17 protein-coding genes are annotated in these 21,083 nt (G+C 70.9%); 10 read left to right on the top strand and 7 right to left on the bottom strand.

Annotated elements, in window-relative coordinates; genetic code table 11:
* Positions 1 to 260: 260 nt before the first annotated feature.
* The 5 genes from hisC (at position 261) to ACIA8N_RS18225 (ending at position 9,530) form a co-directional block, all read left to right on the top strand.
* Positions 261 to 1,355, top strand: coding sequence for a histidinol-phosphate transaminase (gene hisC, locus ACIA8N_RS18245; RefSeq protein WP_365776607.1), 1,095 nt, complete (start codon positions 261 to 263; stop codon positions 1,353 to 1,355).
* 207 nt (positions 1,356 to 1,562) lie between these two features.
* Positions 1,563 to 3,071 carry a cytochrome ubiquinol oxidase subunit I gene (locus ACIA8N_RS18240; protein WP_365776605.1) on the top strand — a complete coding sequence of 503 codons (1,509 nt, stop codon included), beginning with the start codon at positions 1,563 to 1,565 and terminating at the stop codon, positions 3,069 to 3,071.
* Between the two features lie 18 nt (positions 3,072 to 3,089).
* A complete protein-coding gene (gene cydB, locus ACIA8N_RS18235) occupies positions 3,090 to 4,091 on the top strand; it encodes a cytochrome d ubiquinol oxidase subunit II (protein ID WP_365776603.1) in 1,002 nt (333 codons plus the stop codon).
* Positions 4,092 to 4,236: 145 nt separating this feature from the next.
* Positions 4,237 to 7,797, top strand: coding sequence for a thiol reductant ABC exporter subunit CydD (gene cydD, locus ACIA8N_RS18230; protein WP_365776601.1), 3,561 nt, complete (start codon positions 4,237 to 4,239; stop codon positions 7,795 to 7,797).
* Positions 7,798 to 7,817: 20 nt separating this feature from the next.
* Positions 7,818 to 9,530 (top strand): GAF domain-containing protein, encoded by a 1,713-nt coding sequence (locus ACIA8N_RS18225; protein ID WP_365776599.1) that lies wholly within the window; start codon positions 7,818 to 7,820, stop codon positions 9,528 to 9,530.
* A gap of 41 nt (positions 9,531 to 9,571) precedes the next feature.
* Here ACIA8N_RS18225 and ACIA8N_RS18220 read toward each other — a convergent pair whose 3' ends face one another.
* The gene (locus ACIA8N_RS18220) at positions 9,572 to 10,453 is read right to left on the bottom strand and encodes a Cof-type HAD-IIB family hydrolase (protein WP_365776597.1); all 882 of its coding nucleotides are present in this window, start codon (positions 10,451 to 10,453) and stop codon (positions 9,572 to 9,574) included.
* Positions 10,454 to 10,650: 197 nt separating this feature from the next.
* Here ACIA8N_RS18220 and ACIA8N_RS18215 point away from each other — a divergent pair, with 197 nt between their 5' ends.
* Entirely contained in the window at positions 10,651 to 11,172 is a 522-nt protein-coding gene (locus ACIA8N_RS18215; protein WP_365776595.1) for a DUF6083 domain-containing protein, read from the top strand.
* Positions 11,173 to 11,238: 66 nt separating this feature from the next.
* On the opposite strand, the gene ACIA8N_RS18210 is transcribed toward ACIA8N_RS18215, so the two are convergent.
* From ACIA8N_RS18210 to ACIA8N_RS18185, 6 genes are all read right to left on the bottom strand, one after another.
* A complete protein-coding gene (locus ACIA8N_RS18210; RefSeq protein ID WP_365776593.1) occupies positions 11,239 to 12,132 on the bottom strand; it encodes an LLM class flavin-dependent oxidoreductase in 894 nt (297 codons plus the stop codon).
* 52 nt (positions 12,133 to 12,184) lie between these two features.
* Positions 12,185 to 12,637, bottom strand: coding sequence for a hypothetical protein (locus ACIA8N_RS18205; protein WP_365776591.1), 453 nt, complete (start codon positions 12,635 to 12,637; stop codon positions 12,185 to 12,187).
* Positions 12,638 to 12,674: 37 nt separating this feature from the next.
* Positions 12,675 to 13,235: an RNA 2'-phosphotransferase gene (locus ACIA8N_RS18200; RefSeq protein WP_365776589.1), complete on the bottom strand. Its 561-nt coding sequence runs from the start codon at positions 13,233 to 13,235 to the stop codon at positions 12,675 to 12,677.
* Positions 13,236 to 13,357: 122 nt separating this feature from the next.
* Positions 13,358 to 14,305, bottom strand: a complete 948-nt coding sequence (locus ACIA8N_RS18195; protein ID WP_365776587.1) for a MerR family transcriptional regulator — start codon at positions 14,303 to 14,305, stop codon at positions 13,358 to 13,360.
* Positions 14,306 to 14,428: 123 nt separating this feature from the next.
* Entirely contained in the window at positions 14,429 to 16,294 is a 1,866-nt protein-coding gene (locus tag ACIA8N_RS18190) for an SDR family oxidoreductase (RefSeq protein ID WP_365776585.1), read from the bottom strand.
* Positions 16,294 to 17,139, bottom strand: coding sequence for a M24 family metallopeptidase (locus ACIA8N_RS18185; protein WP_365776583.1), 846 nt, complete (start codon positions 17,137 to 17,139; stop codon positions 16,294 to 16,296). The genes ACIA8N_RS18190 and ACIA8N_RS18185 overlap by 1 nt, the downstream gene beginning before the upstream one ends.
* Positions 17,140 to 17,389: 250 nt before the next feature.
* Here ACIA8N_RS18185 and ACIA8N_RS18180 point away from each other — a divergent pair, with 250 nt between their 5' ends.
* From ACIA8N_RS18180 to ACIA8N_RS18165, 4 genes are read left to right on the top strand one after another with little or no spacing between them, the layout of a single operon-like run.
* Positions 17,390 to 18,355, top strand: a complete 966-nt coding sequence (locus ACIA8N_RS18180; protein ID WP_365777611.1) for an ABC transporter ATP-binding protein — start codon at positions 17,390 to 17,392, stop codon at positions 18,353 to 18,355.
* A complete protein-coding gene (locus ACIA8N_RS18175) occupies positions 18,352 to 19,263 on the top strand; it encodes an ABC transporter permease (protein WP_365776581.1) in 912 nt (303 codons plus the stop codon). The genes ACIA8N_RS18180 and ACIA8N_RS18175 overlap by 4 nt, the downstream gene beginning before the upstream one ends.
* Positions 19,260 to 20,171 (top strand): ABC transporter ATP-binding protein, encoded by a 912-nt coding sequence (locus ACIA8N_RS18170; protein ID WP_030549710.1) that lies wholly within the window; start codon positions 19,260 to 19,262, stop codon positions 20,169 to 20,171. The genes ACIA8N_RS18175 and ACIA8N_RS18170 overlap by 4 nt, the downstream gene beginning before the upstream one ends.
* A gap of 14 nt (positions 20,172 to 20,185) precedes the next feature.
* Positions 20,186 to 20,905 (top strand): ABC transporter permease subunit, encoded by a 720-nt coding sequence (locus tag ACIA8N_RS18165; RefSeq protein ID WP_365776579.1) that lies wholly within the window; start codon positions 20,186 to 20,188, stop codon positions 20,903 to 20,905.
* Positions 20,906 to 21,083: the final 178 nt, after the last annotated feature.

Genomic DNA, 21,083 nt, shown 5'->3' with positions numbered 1-21,083 from the left:
GTCTGAGGCTGTCGAACGGTGTCGACCTGGCGAGGGGGCGAGGTCTCGAAGAGGTCTCAACTCACCTCTACGGGGGATGCGCGCCACCGCGCTCGCCACCGGCGCGCGCCACCCAAGTGCGCGCTCCCCCCTCTCCGGGCCGCTTCGGGCGGCCGTGTCCACAGCGTGTCCCTCCTGTTGTCCACAGCCCATTCGCAGCGGAGGGGAATCCTCTTAAGGTGAGGAGTATTGGCGGTATGGACGGTCGAGGAGGCCACACTGTGAGCGAGACCAGCGGGACGAGCACGGGCCCGAAGCTGCGCGCCGAGCTGGACGGCGTCCCCACGTACAAGCCGGGCAGGCCGGCGGCCGCGGACGGTCCCGTGGCCTTCAAGCTGTCCTCCAACGAGAATCCGTACCCGCCGCTGCCGGGCGTCATGGAGAGCACGCTGGCCGCGGCCGCGAACTTCAACCGGTACCCCGACATGGCCTGCACCGGTCTGATGGAGGAGCTGGCCGACCGTTTCGGCGTGCCGGTCTCCCACCTGGCCACGGGCACCGGCTCCGTCGGTGTCGCGCAGTCGCTGCTCCAGGCGACCTCGGGCCCCGGCGACGAGGTCATCTACGCCTGGCGTTCCTTCGAGGCGTACCCGATCATCACGCAGATCAGCGGGGCCACCTCGGTGCAGGTGCCGCTCACCGAAGGCGAGGTGCACGACCTCGACGCGATGGCCGAGGCGATCACCGACCGGACGCGGCTGATCTTCGTCTGCAACCCCAACAACCCCACGGGTACCGCGGTGCGCCGGGCCGAGCTGGAGCGCTTCCTCGACCGGGTGCCGTCCGACGTCCTGGTCGTGCTGGACGAGGCGTACCGCGAGTTCGTCCGTGACGCCGATATCCCGGATGGCATCGAGCTCTACCGTGACCGGCCGAACGTCGCCGTGCTGCGTACGTTCTCCAAGGCGTACGGCCTTGCGGGTCTCCGGGTCGGCTTCGCGGTCGCTCATGAGCCGGTGGCGGCGGCGCTGCGCAAGACGGCGGTGCCGTTCGGCGTGAGCCAGCTGGCGCAGGACGCGGCGGTGGCGTCGCTGCGGGCCGAGGACGAGCTGCTCGGCAGGGTCGGCTCGCTGGTGGCGGAGCGCGAGCGCGTCCACGCGGGGCTCGTGGAGCAGGGCTGGACCGTGCCGGACACCCAGGCGAACTTCGTCTGGCTGCGGCTCGGCGAGCGGACGGCGGCCTTCGCCGCTGAGTGCGAGCGGCACGGTGTGATGATCCGGCCGTTCGCGGGCGAGGGCGTGCGCGTCACGATCGGCGAGACCGAGGCGAACGACCTGTTCCTGAAGGCGGCGGAGGGCTTCCGCAAGGAAGGCTGACCCCTACGCGTCCGAGACCCCCGCGAGCCCTGTGCCCGCGGGGGTCTTTCCATGGGGGGACCCCGGGACCTCATACGGATTTCGTATGAGTGATAATAGCTTGTGAATGTGAACGCGTTCACAAGCGTGTCCCGGTTCGTCCCCTAATTTGTGGGATTAACGGGGCAAACTGCCGATGTGACCACGGCGATGTAAGGAGAAAACGAGGTGGACCTCGCTCTGGCGCCAGAGACCTTGGCGCGCTGGCAGTTCGGCATCACCACCGTCTACCACTTCCTCTTCGTCCCCCTGACGATCTCGCTCGCCGCGCTCACGGCCGGGCTTCAGACCGCCTGGGTGCGAACGGAGAACGAGAAGTACCTCAGGGCGACCAAGTTCTGGGGCAAGCTCTTCCTGATCAACATCGCCATGGGTGTCGTCACCGGCATCGTGCAGGAGTTCCAGTTCGGCATGAACTGGTCCGACTACTCCCGGTTCGTCGGTGACATCTTCGGCGCACCGCTCGCGTTCGAGGCGCTCATCGCCTTCTTCTTCGAGTCGACCTTCATCGGTCTGTGGATCTTCGGCTGGGACAAGCTCCCGAAGCGGATCCACCTCGCCTGCATCTGGATGGTGTCGATCGGCACCATCCTCTCCGCGTACTTCATCCTCGCGGCCAACTCCTGGATGCAGCACCCGGTGGGCTACCGCATCAACGAGGAGCGCGGCCGGGCGGAGCTCACCGACTTCTGGCAGGTGCTCACCCAGAACACCGCCCTCACCCAGTTCTTCCACACCATGACGGCGGCCTTCCTGGTCGGCGGTGCGTTCATGGTCGGCATCTCCGCCTTCCACCTGGCCCGCAGGAGGCACATCCCGGTGATGCGGACCTCGCTGCGGCTCGGTCTGATCACCCTGATCATCGCCGGCCTCGGCACCGCCATCAGCGGTGACATGCTCGGCAAGGTCATGTTCAAGCAGCAGCCGATGAAGATGGCCGCCGCCGAGGCACTCTGGGACGGCGAGGCGCCCGCACCCTTCTCGATCTTCGCCTACGGCGACGTCGAGAAGGGCCACAACACGGTCGCCATCGAGGTCCCCGGGATACTGTCCTACCTCGCCAACGGCGACTTCGACTCGTACGTCCCCGGCATCAACGACATCAACAAGGCCGAGCAGGAGAAGTTCGGCCCCGGCGACTACCGGCCCAACATCCCCGTCGCCTACTGGGGCTTCCGCTGGATGATCGGCTTCGGCATGGCCTCGCTGACGATCGGCATGATCGGCCTCTGGCTGACCCGGAGGAAGTTCATGCTGGCGCCCGGGATGCGGACCGGTGAGGACGAGGTGCCGAACCTGGTCCTGTTCAAGCGGAAGGCGCTCAGCCCCCGCCTGGGCAAGTGGTACTGGATCATCGCCCTCTGGACCATGGCGTTCCCGCTCATCGCCAACTCCTGGGGCTGGATCTTCACCGAGATGGGCCGTCAGCCCTGGGTCGTCTACGGCGTGCTGCGCACCCGGGACGCGGTCTCCCCCGGCACCACGACGGGCGAGGTGCTCACCTCGATGATCGTCTTCACGGCGCTCTATGCCGTCCTCGCCGTGATCGAGGTCAAGCTCCTCGTGAAGTACATCAAGGCGGGACCGCCGGAGCTCACGGAGGACGACCTCAACCCGCCCACCAAGATCGGCGGGGACTCTCGGGACCCCGACCGCCCCATGGCCTTCTCGTACTGAGGCTGAGGAGATCGAGGCATGGAACTCCACGACGTCTGGTTCGTACTCATCGCCGTCCTCTGGATCGGCTACTTCTTCCTCGAAGGGTTCGACTTCGGGGTCGGCGTCCTGACCAAGCTGCTCGCCCGTGACCGGGCCGAGAAGCGGGTCCTCATCAACACCATCGGACCCGTCTGGGACGGCAACGAGGTGTGGCTGCTCACGGCCGGCGGCGCCACCTTCGCCGCGTTCCCCGAGTGGTACGCGACGCTCTTCTCCGGCTTCTACCTGCCGCTGCTGATCATCCTGGTCTGCCTGATCATCCGGGGCGTCGCCTTCGAGTACCGGGCGAAGCGGCCGGAGGAGAACTGGCAGCGCAACTGGGAGCAGGCGATCTTCTGGACCTCGCTGATCCCCGCGTTCCTCTGGGGTGTGGCCTTCGGCAACATCGTCCGGGGCGTGAAGATCGACGCGGAAATGGAGTACGTCGGCGGCTTCTGGGAGCTGCTCAACCCGTACGCGCTCCTCGGCGGGCTGGTCACGCTCACCCTCTTCACCTTCCACGGTGCGGTCTTCGCCGCGCTCAAGACGATCGGTGACATCAGGACGCGGGCCCGCGCGCTCGCGTTCCGGCTGGGCCTCGTCACGGCGGTGCTCGCGCTCGGCTTCCTGGTCTGGACCCAGCTCGACACGGGGAACGGGTGGAGCCTCGCGGTGATGCTCGTCGCCGTGCTGGCCTTGGTCGGCGCGATCACGGCGATCAAGGCGGGGCGCGAGGGCTGGTCGTTCGGGCTCTCGGGGGTCACCATCGCCGCGGCCGTGGCGATGCTCTTCCTCGCGCTCTTCCCGAACGTCATGCCGTCTTCGCTCAACCCCGAGTGGAGCCTTACCGTGACGAACGCGTCGTCGAGCCCGTACACGCTCAAGATCATGACCTGGTGCGCGGCGGTCGCGACCCCGCTGGTGCTGCTCTACCAGAGCTGGACCTACTGGGTCTTCCGCAAGCGGATCGGCACCCAGCACATCGCCGACGCCCACTAGGGCCCCTCGTTGGGATCATGCCGGGCTCGCGGGGCCTGATCCAAGCGAAAGACCCTAGGACACATCCGGCGGATCACGGCAGCGGCTGTGGCCGTGATCCGCCGGGCACGCCCCGGCCGGCCCTCCACAGGGGAGCATGTTTCACGTGAAACCGATCGATCCACGCCTGCTCCGGTACGCCAGGGCCACCCGTGTCTTCCTGATCGCCGTGGTGCTCCTCGGCCTCGTCGGGGCGGGTCTGGTCATCGCCCAGGCGATGCTCATCGCCGAGATCGTGGTGGGGGCCTTCCAGAAGGGCCAGGCGGTTTCCGACCTGACCACCGCGGTGCTGCTGCTCGCGGGCGTCGCGGGTGCGCGGGCCCTCGTCTCCTGGCTCACCGAACTGGCCGCCCACCGGGCGAGCGCGGCGGTCAAGTCCGAACTCCGTGGCAGGCTCCTCGACCGGGCGGCCGCGCTCGGTCCTGGCTGGCTGAGCGGCCAGAAGGCCGGCTCGCTGATCGCCCTCGCGACGCGCGGCGTGGACGCCCTCGACGACTACTTCGCCCGCTATCTGCCTCAGCTAGGTCTCGCGGTGGTCGTGCCCGTGGCGGTCCTGGCCCGGATCGTCACCGAGGACTGGGTCTCGGCCGCGATCATCGTCGTCACCCTGCCGCTCATCCCGGTCTTCATGATCCTCATCGGCTGGTACACCCAGGCCCGGATGGACCGGCAGTGGAAGCTGCTCTCCCGGCTCTCCGGCCACTTCCTGGACGTCGTGGCCGGGCTTCCCACCCTCAAGATCTTCGGCCGGGCGAAGGCCCAGGCCGAGTCGATCCGCGAGATCACCTCGGAGTACCGCCGGGCGACGATGCGCACGCTGCGGATCGCCTTCCTCTCCTCCTTCGCCTTGGAGCTCCTCGCGACGCTGTCGGTCGCGCTCGTCGCCGTGAGCATCGGCATGCGGCTCGTGCACGGCGACCTGGACCTGTACACCGGGCTCGTCATCCTGATCCTGGCCCCCGAGGCGTACCTGCCGTTGCGACAGGTGGGAGCGCAGTTCCACGCGGCGGCGGAGGGACTCGCGGCGGCGGAGGGGATCTTCGACGTCCTGGAGCAGCCCGTACGCGAGGGTGGCACGGGCGCCGCCCCGGACTCCCTCAGGCTGGAGCTCGAAGGGGTGACGGTGCGGCACGCAGGGCGGGCCGCACCCTCCCTCGACGCGGTGACGCTGACGGTCGAGCCTGGCGAGACGGTGGCCCTGGTCGGCCCGAGCGGGGTCGGCAAGTCGACCCTGCTCGATGTGGTCCTCGGGTTCGCGGTGCCGGAGGACGGCGGTTCGGTACGGGTCGGGGGTGTCGACCTGCGGTCGCTGGACCTGGAGGAGTGGCGGTCCCGGATCGCCTGGGTGCCGCAGCGCCCGTACCTCTTCGCGGGAACGGTCGCCGAGAACGTACGGCTCGCCCGCCCGGACGCCACCGACGAGGCCGTACGGGAGGCCCTGCGCGACGCAGGGGCGGACGGGTTCGTCACGGGGCTGCCCCTGGGGCTCGACACGGCCCTGGGCGAGGACGGTGCCGGACTCTCGGCGGGACAGCGGCAACGCCTCGCGCTGGCCCGGGCCTTCCTGGCCGACCGGCCGCTGCTGCTGCTCGACGAGCCGACGGCCGCACTCGACGGCGAGACCGAGGCGGGTGTGGTCGACGCGGTCCGCCGCCTCGCGGCGGGGCGGACCGTGCTCCTGGTCGTACACCGGCCGGCGCTGCTGGCGGTCGCGGACCGGGTGGTCACCCTGGAGTCGGACGGTGCGCCGCAGGACGCGGGGACGGTCCGGCCGGAGACGCCCGGTGTGACCCTCCGGCGCGGCGCCGACACCGGCGCGGACGGGCGAGCCGACGCGCGCCCGTACACAGCGCCCCTCGCGGAACAGCCGCCCACGACCGGCGGGCCGCTCCTCACCCGCGTGCGCCGCATGGCCGGGGAGCTCAAGGGGCGGATGGCGCTCGCGCTGCTGCTCGGCAGCCTCGCCCTCGGCTCGGCCGTCGGGCTCATGGCCGTGTCCGGCTGGCTCATCTCACGCGCCTCCGAACAGCCGCCCGTGCTCTACCTGATGGTGGCCGTCACCGCCACGCGCGCCTTCGGTATCGGGCGGGCCGTCTTCCGGTACGCCGAGCGGCTCGTCTCGCACGACGCCGTCCTCCGCATGCTCGCCGAGCTCCGCGTCTCCGTCTACCGACGCCTGGAGCGGATCGCCCCGGCCGGGCTGCGCCGCACGCGCCGCGGCGACCTGCTCGCCCGGCTCGTCCAGGACGTCGACGCACTCCAGGACTACTGGCTCCGCTGGCTGCTCCCGGCGGGCGCCGCGCTGGTCGTGGGCGTCGCCTCCGTCGGGTTCACCGCCTGGCTGCTGCCCGAGGCGGGCGCCGTTCTCGCCGTGGGCCTGCTGGCCGCGGGGGTCCTCGTACCGGCCGCCGGTGGGGCGCTCGCCCGCCGGGCCGAGCGACGGCTCGCGCCCGCGCGCGGCGCCCTGGCGACCGCCGTGGCCGATCTGCTCCACGGCTGCGCCGAGCTGACGGTGGCCGGTGCGCTGCGGGACAGGACGGACCAGGCGCGGACCGCCGACCGGGCCCTCACCGGCATCGCCTCCCGGCAGTCCGCGGCCACCGCGCTCGGTGCCGGGCTGTCCGCTCTCGTCTGCGGCCTGACGGTCGTCGCCGCCGCGGTCGTCGGCGTCCAGGCCGTACGGGACGGGCGGCTCGACGGGGTGGCCCTCGCCGTGGTCGTCCTCACGCCCCTCGCCGCCTTCGAGGCCGTCACCGGGCTGCCGCTCGCCGTGCAGTACCGGCAGCGCGTCGAGCACAGCGCCGAGCGGGTCTTCGAGGTGCTCGACGCCCCCGTACCCGTACACGAGTCGGCCACGCCCGAGACTCCCCCGGCGAGCCCGTTCCCGTTGGAGCTGGCCGGGCTCTCCGCCCGTCACGCCGGGCAGGAGCGGCCGGCGCTGGCCGACTTCCGGCTCACCCTGGAGGCCGGGCGCCGGGTCGCGGTCGTCGGTGCGTCCGGCTCGGGCAAGACCACCCTCGCCCAGGTGCTGCTGCGGTTCCTCGACGTGGAACAGGGCATGTACCGGCTCGGTGGAGTGCCCGCCTGGGAGCTCGACGGCGACGCGGTCCGGCGCCTCGTCGGTCTCTGCGCGCAGGACGCGCACCTCTTCGACAGCTCGGTCCGCGAGAACCTGCGGCTCGCCCGCACCGGAGCGAGCGACGAGGAACTGCGCGAGGCGCTGCGCAGGGCCCGGCTGCTCGACTGGGTGGACGGACTTCCGGAGGGGCTCGACACCCTGGTGGGCGAGCACGGTTCCCGGCTCTCCGGCGGTCAGCGGCAGCGCCTGGCACTCGCGCGTGCGCTCCTCGCCGACTTCCCGGTCCTCGTCCTCGACGAGCCGGCGGAGCACCTGGACCTGGCCACCGCCGACGCGCTCACGGACGATCTGCTCCGCGCCACCGAGGGCCGTACGACCCTCCTCATCACCCACCGGCTTCACGGTCTCGACGCGGTCGACGAGGTACTGGTCCTGGACGAGGGCCGCACCGTGCAGCGCGGCCCGTACGCGGAACTGGCCGAAGCGGACGGCCCGCTGCGCCGGATGCTGGAGCAGGAGCGGGAGACCGACCTGCTCGCCACCTCCACGAAGGCCGGCACAGGACGGCCGACTTTTCTCGCCAAATAGGACTTACTAGGCTCAAGGTCATGACCGCCGCAGCGTCCGACGCCCCGGACCCCCTGGAAGCCGCCACCCAGGCCACCCGCAGCCTCCAGGGGCTGTCCACGGAGCTCACCGCCCGCGTACCGCAGCTCCTGGAGGCCATGCGCTCGGTCGGAACCGGGCTCGAACTCCACTCCACCCTCGACCGCATCTGCGAGACCGCCGCCGAGCTCTCCGACGCCCGCTACGCCGCGATCGGCGTCGTCGACGAGGAGGGCAAGGGCCTCTCCGACTTCGTCACCTTCGGCGTCGGCGAGGACGTGGCCCGCCTGATCGGGCGCCGCCCCGACGGCCATGCCGGGCTCCTCGGCGCGCTGATCCGCGAACCCCGGACCATCCGGCTCGCCGACCTGTCCACCGATCCACGCTCGACGGGCTTCCCGCCGGGACACCCCCCGATGCGGACCTTCCTCGGCGTCCCCATCCGGGTCCAGGGCGAGATCTTCGGCAATCTGTACCTCGCGGAGAAGCGCGGCGGCGGCGAGTTCAACGACTACGACCTGCACATGGTCCGCGTGCTGGCCACCGAGGCCGGGATCGCCATCGGCAACGCCCGTCTCTACGAGGCCGCCCGGCAGCGCGAGCGGTGGATCGACGGCTCGGTCGCCGTCACCACCGCACTGCTCTCCGGCGGTGACGCGGACGACGCCCTCACGGTCGTCGCCGAGCAGGCCCGCCGCCTCGCCGCCGCGGACGCGGGGATCGTGCTGCTGCCCGCAGAGGACGGCGGCCTGGAGATCGTGGCCGTGTCCTCACCCCGGCCCACGAAGTCGCTGGGCGTGGTGATCCCGCCCGAGAGCGCGGTGGTGCGACAGCTCCTGGAGGGGGACGCGGTCTTCGTGGCGGACGCGTCGACGGACCCCCGCATGATCAGCCGGCTGACCTCTCCGTACGGCCCGAGCATGATGCTGCCGCTGCAGAGCGGCGGTCGGGTGCTCGGCGCGCTCGCCACGCCACGGGTACGGGGCGCCCGTCAGTTCTCGGAGGCGGAGCGGACGCTCGCCACCCAGTTCGCCTCGCAGGCGGCGCTCGCCCTGATGATGGCCGACGCACAGCGGGACCGGGAACGCCTCGCCGTGTACGAGGACCGCGACCGGATCGCCCGCGACCTGCACGATCTCGTCATCCAACGTCTCTTCGCCACCGGCATGATGCTGGAGAGCGCCCAGCGCAGGTCGATCGTGCCGGCCGTGCGCGAGGGCGTGGGCAAGGCGGTGGACGAGCTCGACGTGACGATCCAGGAGATCCGTACGGCCATCTTCGCGCTCCAGCAGGGACCCGCCGAGGCGCCGTCGGGGCTGCGTACCCGCGTCCTGCGGGAGATCAACATGGCCGCCGTGCCGCTCGGCTTCAAGCCGGCGCACCGCTTTCTCGGCGCGATCGACTCGACGGTCGGCGACCTCACCGGCAAGAACCTCATCGCCGCCCTGCGCGAGGCGCTCTCCAACGCCTTCCGGCACGCGGAGGCGAGCCGGATCGAGGTCGCCGTCGACGCCGGCGTCACCCTGCCGGACGGCTCCGCCGGAGTACGGCTCTCGGTCGCCGACGACGGCATCGGCCTCCCGGCGGGCGGGCGGCGCAGCGGTCTGCGCAACCTGGCGCGACGGGCCGAGTCGCTGGGCGGCGCGAGCTGGTGCGGGCCGGGGATCGGGGAGGACGGGGGCGGTACGACGGTGGTGTGGGAGGCCCCGCTCTGAGACCGGCAGGCGGCTGAACCGGTCAGGAGCCGTGGTGCGTCCTAAAGCCGGTCGGTCCGGTCGTCGGCGGCGTTCAGCGCCTCGGCGACCAGCTGCTCGATGACGACGGCCACCCCGTCCTCGTTGTTGCCGGCCGTACGGCCGGAGGCGGCGGCGAGCACGTCGGGGTGGGCGTTGCCCATCGCGTACGAGCGGCCCGCCCAGGTCAGCATCTCGATGTCGTTGGGCATGTCGCCGAAGGCGACGACCTCGTCCGCCGTGATGCCGCGCTCGGCGCAGCACAGGGCCAGGGTGGAGGCCTTGGAGACACCGAGCGCGCTGATCTCGATGAGGGCGTTGGGGCTGGACCTGGTGAACGAGGCCCGCTCCCCGGCGGCCGCCCTGGCCATCGACAGGAACACGTCGGGGTCGAGCTCCGGGTGCTGGGCGAGCAGCTTCAGGACCGGGGCCGCGGCTCCGGGCGCCTCCTCGAAGAGGAGCTTCTCGGCGGTGGCGACTGTGGCGCCGGGGTCGAGGAAGAAGGGCGGGTACTGCGGCTCGTAGTGGATGCCGGTGGTCAGCTCGACCGCGAAGGACGTCCCGGGCGCGGCGGCGCGCAGTGCCCGTACGACGTCGAGGGCGATCGGCCGCTCCAGCGGATGGACCTCCAGGAAGGTGCCTCCGGCGTGCAGGTCGACGACGGCGGCGCCGTTGGCGCAGATCGCCAGACCGTGGCCGTGGACGTGGTCGCTGACGACGTCCATCCAGCGGGCCGGGCGGCCGGTGACGAAGAAGACCTCGATTCCGGCCTGCTCGGCCGCGGCGAGGGCGGCGACCGTGCGCTCGGAGACGGACTTGTCATCGCGCAGCAGCGTGCCGTCGAGGTCGGTGGCGATCAGCCGGGGCGCCGGGGCGGAGGTGCGCGGGGCACGGGGAGAGGTCACCGCACCATTCTTCCGCACCGGACGCACGGGCGTGCGGGGAGCCGCACATATGAGTGAGCGGACAATGCCGGTCGATCCCGCCGTGGTGTCGTGTCCGCGGCCGGTGTGTACGCCCCGACGTGGCCGTAAACGTCCGTTCGTTTTCGGAACGACGGGGAAGATCCCTGAGAGCTGATGGCTTCTCGAGGGGGCGGGGCATGGGCTCGGGCCGGCGAAGCGATGAATGCGACTCCTGCGGCGCGCCGTACGGGACGTGGGTCGCGAGCCTCGGCATGTTCCTGTGCCCGGGCTGCGAGGGGGTCGGAGCGGGGTTGCCGGCGCGTGACCCGGTGCTCGTGGGAGACGTTCTGGCAGGCCTGGTCGACCCCGTGACCTGCGCGGTTCGCCACCCTGGCGTCCCGGTGCAGAGGGCGCGGTCCGTCGACGTGGCGCCTCCGGGCGGCGCTGCTTGTCGGCGGTGCGGGGCGCGCGCCGAGTGGCACCGCACCGTGCGGGGCCGCTGGATCATGATCGAGCCCGGAGAGCTGAGAGCGGGTGTCGTCCCGGCGGGGAGCCGCTGGCGCGTCGCGGGGGACGGAACCGCGGTCAATCTGCGGTCCGCCGTGCCGTCCGACACGTGCCGGGTCAGCCACTTCGACGTCTGTGCGGCTGGTCCGGAACCGGTCGGCTCCCCGGTCCTGCTGGCCCTGTGGCGGGGCCATGCCCGGCGGATCGCCTGATCCGCCGGGCGGTGGGCGTGCGGGGCCCGTCATGCCGGGGCCACCGGCCCGGGGCAGTTCCTGCGCTCAGCCCAGCTGGGCGAGCGACTCGGTGGCGATCCGCTCGAAGACGGCCTGGTCGGCGGCGAAATCGGAGTCCGGGATCGGCCAGTGGATCACGATCTCGTCGAAGCCCAGCTCGCGGTGGCGTCCGGCGAAGTCGACGAACGCGTCCACGGACTCCAGGGGCCTGCTCCGGTCCGGGGTGAAGCCGGTCAGCAGGACCTTGTCGAGATCGTTCACCTCGCGGCCCGTCTCGGCGCACGCCTTGCCGAGCTTCTCGATCTGGGCGGCCAGCGCCGCCACCGACTGTTCCGGAGTGCCCTCGTCGAACAGCTTCGGGTCACCGGTCGTCACCCACGCCTGCCCGTAGCGGGCGGCCAGCTTCAGCCCGCGCGGCCCGGTCGCGGCAACGGCGAACGGCAGCCGGGGGCGCTGGACGCAGCCGGGGATGTTCCGCGCCTCGTCCGCCGCGTAGTACGTGCCCCGCTCCGTCACCGCTTCCTCGGTGAGGAGCCGGTCGAGCAGCGCCACGAACTCGCCGAACCGGTCGGCCCGCTCCTTCGGCGACCACGGCTCCTGACCCAGCGCGGTGGCGTCGAAGCCGCTGCCGCCCGCGCCGATGCCGAGTGTGATCCGCCCGTCGGAGATGTCGTCGAGCGACATCAGCTCCTTGGCGAGGGTCACCGGATGCCGGAAGTTCGGCGAGGTCACGAGCGTTCCGAGCCGGATCCGCTCGGTGGCCGTCGCCGCCGCGGTGAGCGTGGGCAGCGCCCCGAACCACGGGCCGTCCCGGAAGGTCCGCCAGGACAGGTGATCGTAGGTGTAGGCGGCGTGGAAGCCGAGTTCCTCGGCCCGCCGCCACTTCTTCTGCCCCTCGCTCCATCGGTGGATGGGGAGGATCACGGTACTCAGACGCATCTCGCCACAATACGCGCGCCGGTGTATGGCACCAGCCCGCGAGGACGGGCGATCAGCGGACCCGGCTGTTCATCCAGCCGGTGAGTGAGGCGCCTGGGACGAGTTCCTTGTACGTCTCGTCGCCGGGCAGGGGAACGATCAGCCACCAGCCGGGCGGGAAGAAGCGGCCCTTCACATGGGCGAGGCCGCCGTGGACCGAGCGGAGGAACGCGGGGACGGCGTCGCACGGTACGTCCGCGAACTCGATGCCGTCGACGGTGATCCTGGCATCGTCCTCGGGAAAGACCTGGACCGTGACGGAGGGGGATCCGCCCAGTTCGACGTAGGCCTCATGCGGCAGCGAGCCGTCCGGGTCGAGAACGGCGAACGCGCCGGAGGAGGTACGCCGGGACGTCCGGTCCGCCCCGATGTCGTCGGTCACCGTCATCTCCAGGCCGAACTCCTGGGCGATCTCGCGGATCGCGGTGACGGCGGCTTCGGTGCTCGGCAGGTGGGAGTGTGCCATGCGGACGATCATGCCGTATGGCTCGTCCGGGCAGGGCTCATTCCGGGCAGCGCAGGAACTCCGGGGGGACGGCGTCGGCCAGCCAGACTCCGTTGGCGCTGACGCGGAAGACGTGTCCGGCCCGGTGCATGGCGCCGGCGTCGACGCCGAGGACGACCGGCCGTCCGCGGCGCGCGCCGACCCGGGTCGCGGTCTCGCGGTCGGGGGAGAGGTGCACATGGTGGCGGGCCATGGGGCGCAGGCCCTCAGCCCGGATCGCGGGGAGGTGGGCCGCGACCGTACCGTGGTAGAGGTACGCGGGTGGTTCCGCGGTCGGCAGGTCCAGGTCCACGTCGACGGTGTGGCCCTGGCTGGCCCGGATGCGGGTGCCCTCGATCGCGAAGCGCTTCTTGTCGTTGGTCGCGACGACGTGGTCGAGTTCCTCGCGGGTGATCGGGAAGCCGTGGCGTGCCGTGGCGCCGAGCAGGGCGTCGATCTCGGTCCAGCCGTGGGCGTCGAGCACGAGGCCGATGCGCTCGGGCTGATGGCGCAGGTGCTTGGAGAGGTACTTCGAGACTTTCACCGTGCGGCGCTCGTCCGGCGGTTGTTGTCGGGTCATTCCGTCAGGATGCCGGAGCCCGGATCTTCCGACCATTGATTTTGGTACACAGGTTTGGTCCACAACCAAAGCGACTTATCCACAGGCCAGTTGGCGATTCTGTGGACAACGAGGCTTTGATATCAGGTGGATTGACCAAGCTGGTCCACTATTGGCCTATTTGAGACAAGGGTGTCCAATGCCCTTTTGTGAACCTCTCGTTCCGCAGCGGCCGCGACGAAGGACGCGACTCCTTCCGGACCCACCAGATCCTGAACTGCCCGTACGGTCGCGGCCGGAAGGGGGACCGGACGCGGCTCGTCGTCCTTCACCTCCGTCGCTTCCGGGGAGAGATGGAGCTGCAGATGCCGTGTGGCCAACAGGCGCATGGCCCGGGCCAGTTCCGCGTCCACCGTCTGTTGGGCGAGCGGCCGGAGCCGTCGCACCATGGTCGCCGCCTCGGCCGCGTCCGCGTCCGTCGGCGGCCGGTGCTCCAGATAGCGCGCGAAGACGTACTCGGTCGTGAACTCCAGGAAGCGGGACGCGATGTGCTCCACGTGATCGCGAAGCTCCCGCAGATGGCCGGTGATTGCCGCGAGCGGAACCCCCGCCGCATACAACTCGGCAGCCACCGCGAGCTCCTGGGGGCTCGGTACGAGGTACTCCTCCGTCTCCCGGTCCGGAAGGCGCTCCAGTACGCCCAGCTCGACGGCCTCCCGGATGGCCTCCTCGTCCGGCGTGCCGCCGAAGCGGGCGTCCAGCTCCGCACGGGAGATCCGGTCCGCCTCCTCGTCCGTCCACGGCCCGTGGACCTCCGCGACCAGACCGAGCACCCCGCCGAGACCGCGACCGGTGTCCCAGGCCTCCAGAAGCTCCTTGATCGAGGCCAGGGTGTAGCCCCGGTCGAGGAGGTCGGCGATCTGCCGGAGCCGCGCGAGGTGCGCGTCCCCGTACACGTTCGACCTGCCCCGGCGCTCCGGGCGGGGCAGCAGGCCGCGGTCCTGGTAGGCGCGGATCGTCCGGACCGTGGCCCCGCTGTGATGGGCGAGATCCTCGATCCGGTACTCCGGCTGTGCTGACTGCTCGGACAAACCCGCTCCCACCGACCGCTCGCTCCACCCCGCCGGCGCGGGGCCCCTCCTGGGAGGGATCGTACGGCCGCCACCCCGAACTCAACCCGACCCGAACCCAACCGCACCTGACGCGCCCGCTCCCTACGCCGGCGGCTGCCAGCGTGCGAGGGCCCGCAGTGCTCCGGGGCTCAGCCGGGACAGGAAATGGGCGCCCCGGGCCTCCGGCGTCACCGGTACGACCGCGCGGTCGTGCAGGACCGCCCCCAGGATCGCGTCCGCGACCTTCTCCGGCGGGTAGTTCCGCAGGCCGTACAGCCGCGACGCCTTCTTCTGGCGACGCTTCTCCTCCGCCTCGTCGGTGACCCCGGCGAACCGCGCGGTCGCCGTGATGTTGGTGTTGACGATGCCGGGGCATATCGCGGACACCCCGATGCCCTGGTCGGCCAGTTCGGCGCGCAGGCACTCGCTGAGCATCAGCACCGCCGCCTTCGACGTGCTGTACGCGGGAAGGGCCCGGGAGGGCTGGAACGCCGCGGCGGACGCGGTGTTCACGATGTGGCCGCCCTGGCCGCGCGCGGTCATCTGCGCCCCGAAGACACGGCACCCGTGGATCACACCCCACAGGTTGACGTCGAGAACGCGCTTCCACTCCTCGCTCGTCGTGTCGAAGAAGGAGCCGGTGAGCCCGATGCCCGCGTTGTTGACGAGCACGTCGACGGTCCCGTAGTCGCTCGCCACCTTGGCGGCCAGCTTCTCCATCGCCTGCTCGTCGGCGACGTCGACGGTCTCGCCCCAGGCCTCCGGCGCGCCGATCAGCCGGGCCATCTCCGCCGTGCGCACCGCGCCCTCGCCGTCCCGGTCCACGGCCACGACCCGGGCGCCGGCCTCCGCGAAGGCGAAGGCGGTGGCCCGCCCGATGCCGCTGGCCGCGCCGGTCACCAGGACCAGCTGGCCGCCGAACCGCTCCGCGTACTCCGGCTTCACCCCGTTCTTCGCCGCCGTCGCCGTGACGGGTCCCGGCGCCTTGGCCGCCGGTTCCTCGTTGGCCCTGACGAACGCGCCGATCCAGGCGGACAGCTGGTCCGGCCGGGTGCGCGGCACCCAGTGCTTCGCCGGCAGCGTGCGCCGGGTCAGGTCGGGCACCCAGGTAGCCAGGTCGTCGTAGAGCCGCTCGGAGAGGAAGGCGTCACCGGTCGGCGTGATCAGCTGCACGGGCGCGTGCGCGTACGCGTCCGTGCGCGGCCTGCCGAGCCGCGCGCGGACGTTGTCCCGGTAGAGCCAGGCGCCGTGCGCCGCGTCGCTCGGCAGCGACGGCGTCGGATAGTCACCGGCCGGCACCTTCTCGACGCGCTCCAGGATCTTCGGCCAGCGCCTGCCGAGCGGCCCGCGCCAGGCGAGCTCCGGGAGCACGGGCGTGTGCAGCATGTACACGTACCAGGACTTGGCGCCCTGGCCGAGGAGCTGGCCGACCCGGCGCGGGGTGGGCCGGGTCATCCGCTGCTTGATCCAGTGCCCGAAGTGGTCGAGGGAAGGTCCCGACATCGAGGTGAAGGAGGCGATCCGGCCCTCGGTGCGCGGGACGGTCACGAACTCCCACGACTGCACCGAACCCCAGTCGTGGCCGACGAGGTGCACCGGGCGGTCCGGGCTGACGGCGTCGGCGACCGCGAGGAAGTCGTCCGTCAGCTTCTCCAGGGTGAAGCCGCCGCGCAGCGGGGCCGGCGCGGTCGAGCGGCCGTGGCCCCGGACGTCGTACAGCACCACGTGGAAATCCTCGGCGAGCCGGCCCGCGACCTCCGACCAGACCTCCTTGGAGTCCGGGTAACCGTGCACGAGGAGGACGGTCGGCCTGTCCGTCTCGCCGAGCTCCGCGACGCACAGCTCGATCCCGCCCGTACGGACCCAGCGCTCCCGCGCGCCCTTGAGCCCCGTCGGTCCCGCCTGCCCCGTCTGGCTCGTCTGTCCCGTTCGGCCCGTCGGTCCCGTCACTCCACCGAACTCCGCCATCAGACCGTCCCCTCGTTCCAGCGCCGCACGTGCGGCAGATCGTCGTCCAGCCAGAACGCGCTCTGCTCGGGGTCCCTGGAGTCGGTGACGACCAGGATCTCCTCGAACTTCGCGCCCGTCCCCCGGAATCCGAGGTGCGGCTCGACCGCCCACAGGCCGGGCTTCGGCGGGTGGTCGGAGAACTTGTACGGCGACCAGAGCGGCGACCAGCCGTCCCGATGGCCGTGGATGGTGTCGCTCGCGAGGCCCTTCAGCGCCTGTGTCCCGAACCCGAAGAGCGTCGGGGACCACCGGCGCTCCTTCACCCGGTCGATCTTGTGGGCGATGACGCCGAAGGGATAGGCGCGGTGCCGGTTCGCGTATCCCTGGCGGACCATGAGCCGGTCCACGTCCTGGTAGATCTCGCGAAGGGTGCGGCGCTCGCGCACCTCGCGCAGGATCAGCTCGCGGTGGTCCTTGAGATCGGCGAGCAGCTTGTCGTGCAGGGGGTTCAGGCCCAGACAGCCGCTGTAGCCGATGTCGGCCGTGTATCCCCGGTGGACCGGAGCCATGTCGAGGATGAAGGGCATCCCCGCCTCAAGGCGCCGGTTCGTCGGGAAGAACTGCAACGGGATCCTGAAGTCCACGAAGGCCGTGCGGTCGCCGAACCAGGCGAAGGGCCGGTGGAACCAGTCCCGCACCCCTCTCTCGTACAGCCACTCCCGCTGCATCCGTGCGGCCTCGCGCTCGGTCACGCCAGGCTTGAGCTGCCCCGCGACGGCTTCCGCACACTCGTAGGAGAGCCGCTGTACTTCCCTGAAACCCCGCAGCTCCGCGGAGAGTTCCCCTGTCACTGCCGAGGCCATGCCACCCGCCGTCCCGTGTGAGCGCCTGATCGCACTACGCGTCCGTAACCTGCCATCGATGAATGTGACAATGCCCGACGGCTACGTCAAGGGGTCGGGCGCGGGCCTGTGGAAAAGTCCGGCGGCCGACCTCGGGGAAAGACTTTCGTCTCGACTCCCCTACTGGCTTGTACTCCTATGGTCGGAGACGGATCGAGCCGTTGGGCTGACGACCGCTGTGGCGCACACCACTACCGTCGAAGGCGTGACTGTGATCGCGACCGAAAGCCTCAGCAAGCGGTTCCCCCGGGTGACCGCTCTTGACCGGCTCTCCCTGGACATCGGGCCCGGTGTGACCGGACTCGTGGGTGCCAACGGAGCCGGCAAGTCCACCATGATCAAGATCCTGCTCGGCCTCTCCCCCGCCACGGAGGGCCGCGCCGAGGTCCTGGGCCTGGACGTCCAGACGTCCGGCGCCGAGATCCGTGAGCGTGTGGGATACATGCCGGAGCACGACTGCCTCCCACCGGACGTCTCGGCCACCGAGTTCGTCGTCCACATGGCGCGGATGTCCGGGCTGCCCCCGACCGCCGCCCGCGAGCGGACGGCCGACACCCTGCGCCACGTCGGTCTGTACGAGGAGCGGTACCGCCCCATGGGCGGCTACTCGACCGGCATGAAGCAGCGGGTGAAGCTCGCCCAGGCCCTGGTCCACGACCCGAAGCTGGTGCTCCTCGACGAGCCGACCAACGGTCTGGACCCGGTCGGTCGCGACGAGATGCTCGGACTGATCCGCCGGGTCTGGACCGACTTCGGCATCTCCGTCCTCGTCACCTCGCACCTGCTCGGCGAGCTGGAGCGCACCTGCGACCACGTCGTCGTCATCGACGGCGGGAAGCTGCTCCGCTCCAGCTCCACCAGCGACTTCACCCGGACCACCACGACGCTCGCGGTCGAGGTCACCGACTCCGACACCCACGCCGACGGCACGGCGGCGCTCCGCGCGGCCCTCGCCGAAGCGGGCGTCACGATCCACGCGGGCGTGGAGGAGGGACTCCCCGGCGCAGGCCACATCCTGCTCCTGGACGCGCCGGGCGAGGAGACGTACGACCTCGTGCGGGACACCGTCGCCGGCCTCGGCCTCGGACTCGTCCGCATGGAGCAGCGCCGCCACCACATCGCCGAGGTCTTCCGGCCCGAGGCGTCCCCGCAGCACGAGGAGGTGCCGGCCCGATGAGCACCCAGACCCCCCAGCCCTCCCAGGCCGCTCCCGACACGACCCAGATCCACAACATCGGCTATCGGAGCTACGACGGCCCGCGCCTCGGCCGGGCGTACGCGCGCAGGTCGCTGTTCTCGCAGTCGCTGCGCGGCGCCTACGGACTCGGCCGCAGCGCCAAGTCCAAGGTGCTGCCGATGCTGCTCTTCGCGGTGATGTGTATCCCGGCGCTGATCATCGTCGCGGTCGCCGTCGTCACCAAGCAGTCCAAACTCTCCATCGAGTACACGCAGTACGCGATCTTCCTCCAGGTCGTCATCAGCATCTACCTGGCCTCGCAGGCGCCGCAGTCGGTCTCCCGCGACCTCCGGTTCAGGACCGTGCCGCTGTACTTCTCCCGGCCGATCGAGCGCGCGGACTACGTGCTCGCCAAGTTCGGCGCGATGGCCTCGGCCCTCTTCATCCTCACCGCCACCCCGCTGCTGATCCTCTGGATCGGCTCGCTGCTCGCCAAGATGGACTTCGCCGAGCAGACCAAGATGTTCGGCCAGGGGCTGGTCTCCGTTGCGCTGCTCTCGGTGCTCTTCGGCGGCATCGGACTCGTCCTGGCGGCCCTCACCCCGCGCCGCGGCTTCGGCGTCGCCGCCGTGATCGCCGTCCTGACCGTCTCGTACGGCGCGGTCTCCACCCTCATGGGCATCGCCTTCGCGACGGACAACACGGGCGCCATCCAGTGGCTCGGCCTCTTCTCACCGATGACACTCATCGACGGCGTGCAGAGCACCTTCCTGGGCGCCCCTCCCGGCTTTCCCGAACTCGGGGGTCCGAGCACCGGTGCCGGCGTGATCTACGTGCTCGTCGTCCTCGCGCTCATCGCCGCCTCGTACGGCATCCTGATGCGCCGCTACCGAAAGGTCGGGCTGTGACCACGCTCCACATCGACCACGCCTCCCGCTGGTTCGGAAACGTCGTGGCCGTGAACGACGTCACGATGACGGTGGGCCCCGGGGTCACCGGCCTCCTCGGGCCCAACGGCGCCGGGAAGTCCACCCTGATCAACATGATGGGCGGCTTCCTCGACCCCTCCACCGGCACCGTCACCCTCGACGGGCAGACGATCTGGGGAAGCGAGTCCGTCTACCGCGAGATCGGCGTCGTGCCCGAGCGGGAGGCGATGTACGACTTCCTCACGGGCCGCGAATTCGTCCTGGCCAACGCCGAACTGCAGGGTCTCGGCGCCAAGGAGGCCCAGCGGGCCCTGGCCACCGTCGAGATGGAGTACGCGCAGGACCGCAAGATCTCCACGTACAGCAAGGGCATGCGGCAGCGCGTGAAGATGGCCTCGGCCCTCGTCCACGAGCCGTCCGTGCTCCTGCTCGACGAGCCGTTCAACGGCATGGACCCGCGCCAGCGCATGCAGCTGATGGACCTGCTGCGGCGGATGGGCGCGGACGGCCGCACGGTTCTGTTCTCCTCGCACATCCTGGAGGAGGTCGAGCAGCTCGCCTCCCACATCGAGGTGATCGTCGCCGGACGTCACGCGGCCTCGGGAGACTTCCGGAAGATCCGCCGGCTGATGACGGACCGGCCGCACCGCTACCTCGTCCGCTCCAGCGACGACCGGGCGCTCGCCGCGGCGCTGATCGCCGACCCGTCCACGGCCGGGATCGAGGTCGACCACGGGGACGGCGGTCTGCGGGTCCAGGCGGTGGACTTCGGACGGTTCACGGAGCTGCTGCCCAGGGTCGCGCGGGAGCGGGGGATCCGTCTCCTGACGGTCTCGCCCTCGGACGAGTCCCTCGAATCGGTCTTCTCGTACCTCGTCGCGGCCTGAAAGGAGCCTGACCGATGTACAACCCCACAGTCGCCCGGCTCACCTACCGGGCCCTCCTCGGCCGCCGCAGGGCCCTGATCCTCTTCCTGCTGCCCGCCATGCTGCTGGTCATCGCGGCGGCCGTGCGCGCCTTCAACGGCGCGGACGACCAGGTCGCGGCCGATGTCCTCGGCGGCTTCGCGCTGGCCACGATGGTGCCGCTGATCGGCGTGATCGCCGGAACGGGCGCGATCGGGCCGGAGATCGACGACGGCTCCATCGTCTACCTGCTGTCCAAGCCGGTGAAGCGCTCCTCGATCATCTTCACGAAGCTGATCGTGGCCATCGCCGTGACCATGGTCTTCTCGGCGGTGCCGACGTTCCTCGCCGGGTTCATCCTCAACGGCAACGGGCAGCAGGTGGCCGTGGCCTACACGGTCGCCGCCCTGGTGGCCTCCATCGCGTACAGCGCGCTGTTCCTGCTGCTCGGCACGGTCAGCCGGCACGCGGTGGTCATCGGCCTGGTCTACGCACTGGTCTGGGAGACCCTCTTCGGCTCCCTGATCGCGGGTGCGCGGACCCTCAGCGTCCAGCAGTGGGCACTGGCCCTCGCGCAGAAGGTCACCGGCGACGGCCTGATCACCTCCGACGTCGCGCTTCCCACAGCGGTGGCGCTCCTCGCGGCGGTCACGGTCGTGGCGACCTGGTTCGCCGGCCACAAGCTCAGCAGACTCACCCTGGCCGGCGAGGAGTAGAGGCGGGGCGCAGCACAGCAGGGAAGAACCACGATGCGGTACGACTCCGCGGGCCGACGCCCCTCCCCGGGAGCCCCACCCCGGAGCCGTACCGCAACCCCTTCCCCCCGGACCGCCCGATCCCGAGCCGCCTCGGCCCCCGACAGACACCGGACTACTGTGGGGCCGTACGCGGACC

Origin of the sequence: Streptomyces sp. NPDC051822 (genome assembly GCF_044452745.1) — a bacterium.
Classification (GTDB): Bacteria; Actinomycetota; Actinomycetes; order Streptomycetales; family Streptomycetaceae; genus Streptomyces.
Note: the sequence above shows the minus strand (reverse complement) of the source record. Positions and strands in the feature narration are given on the sequence as shown.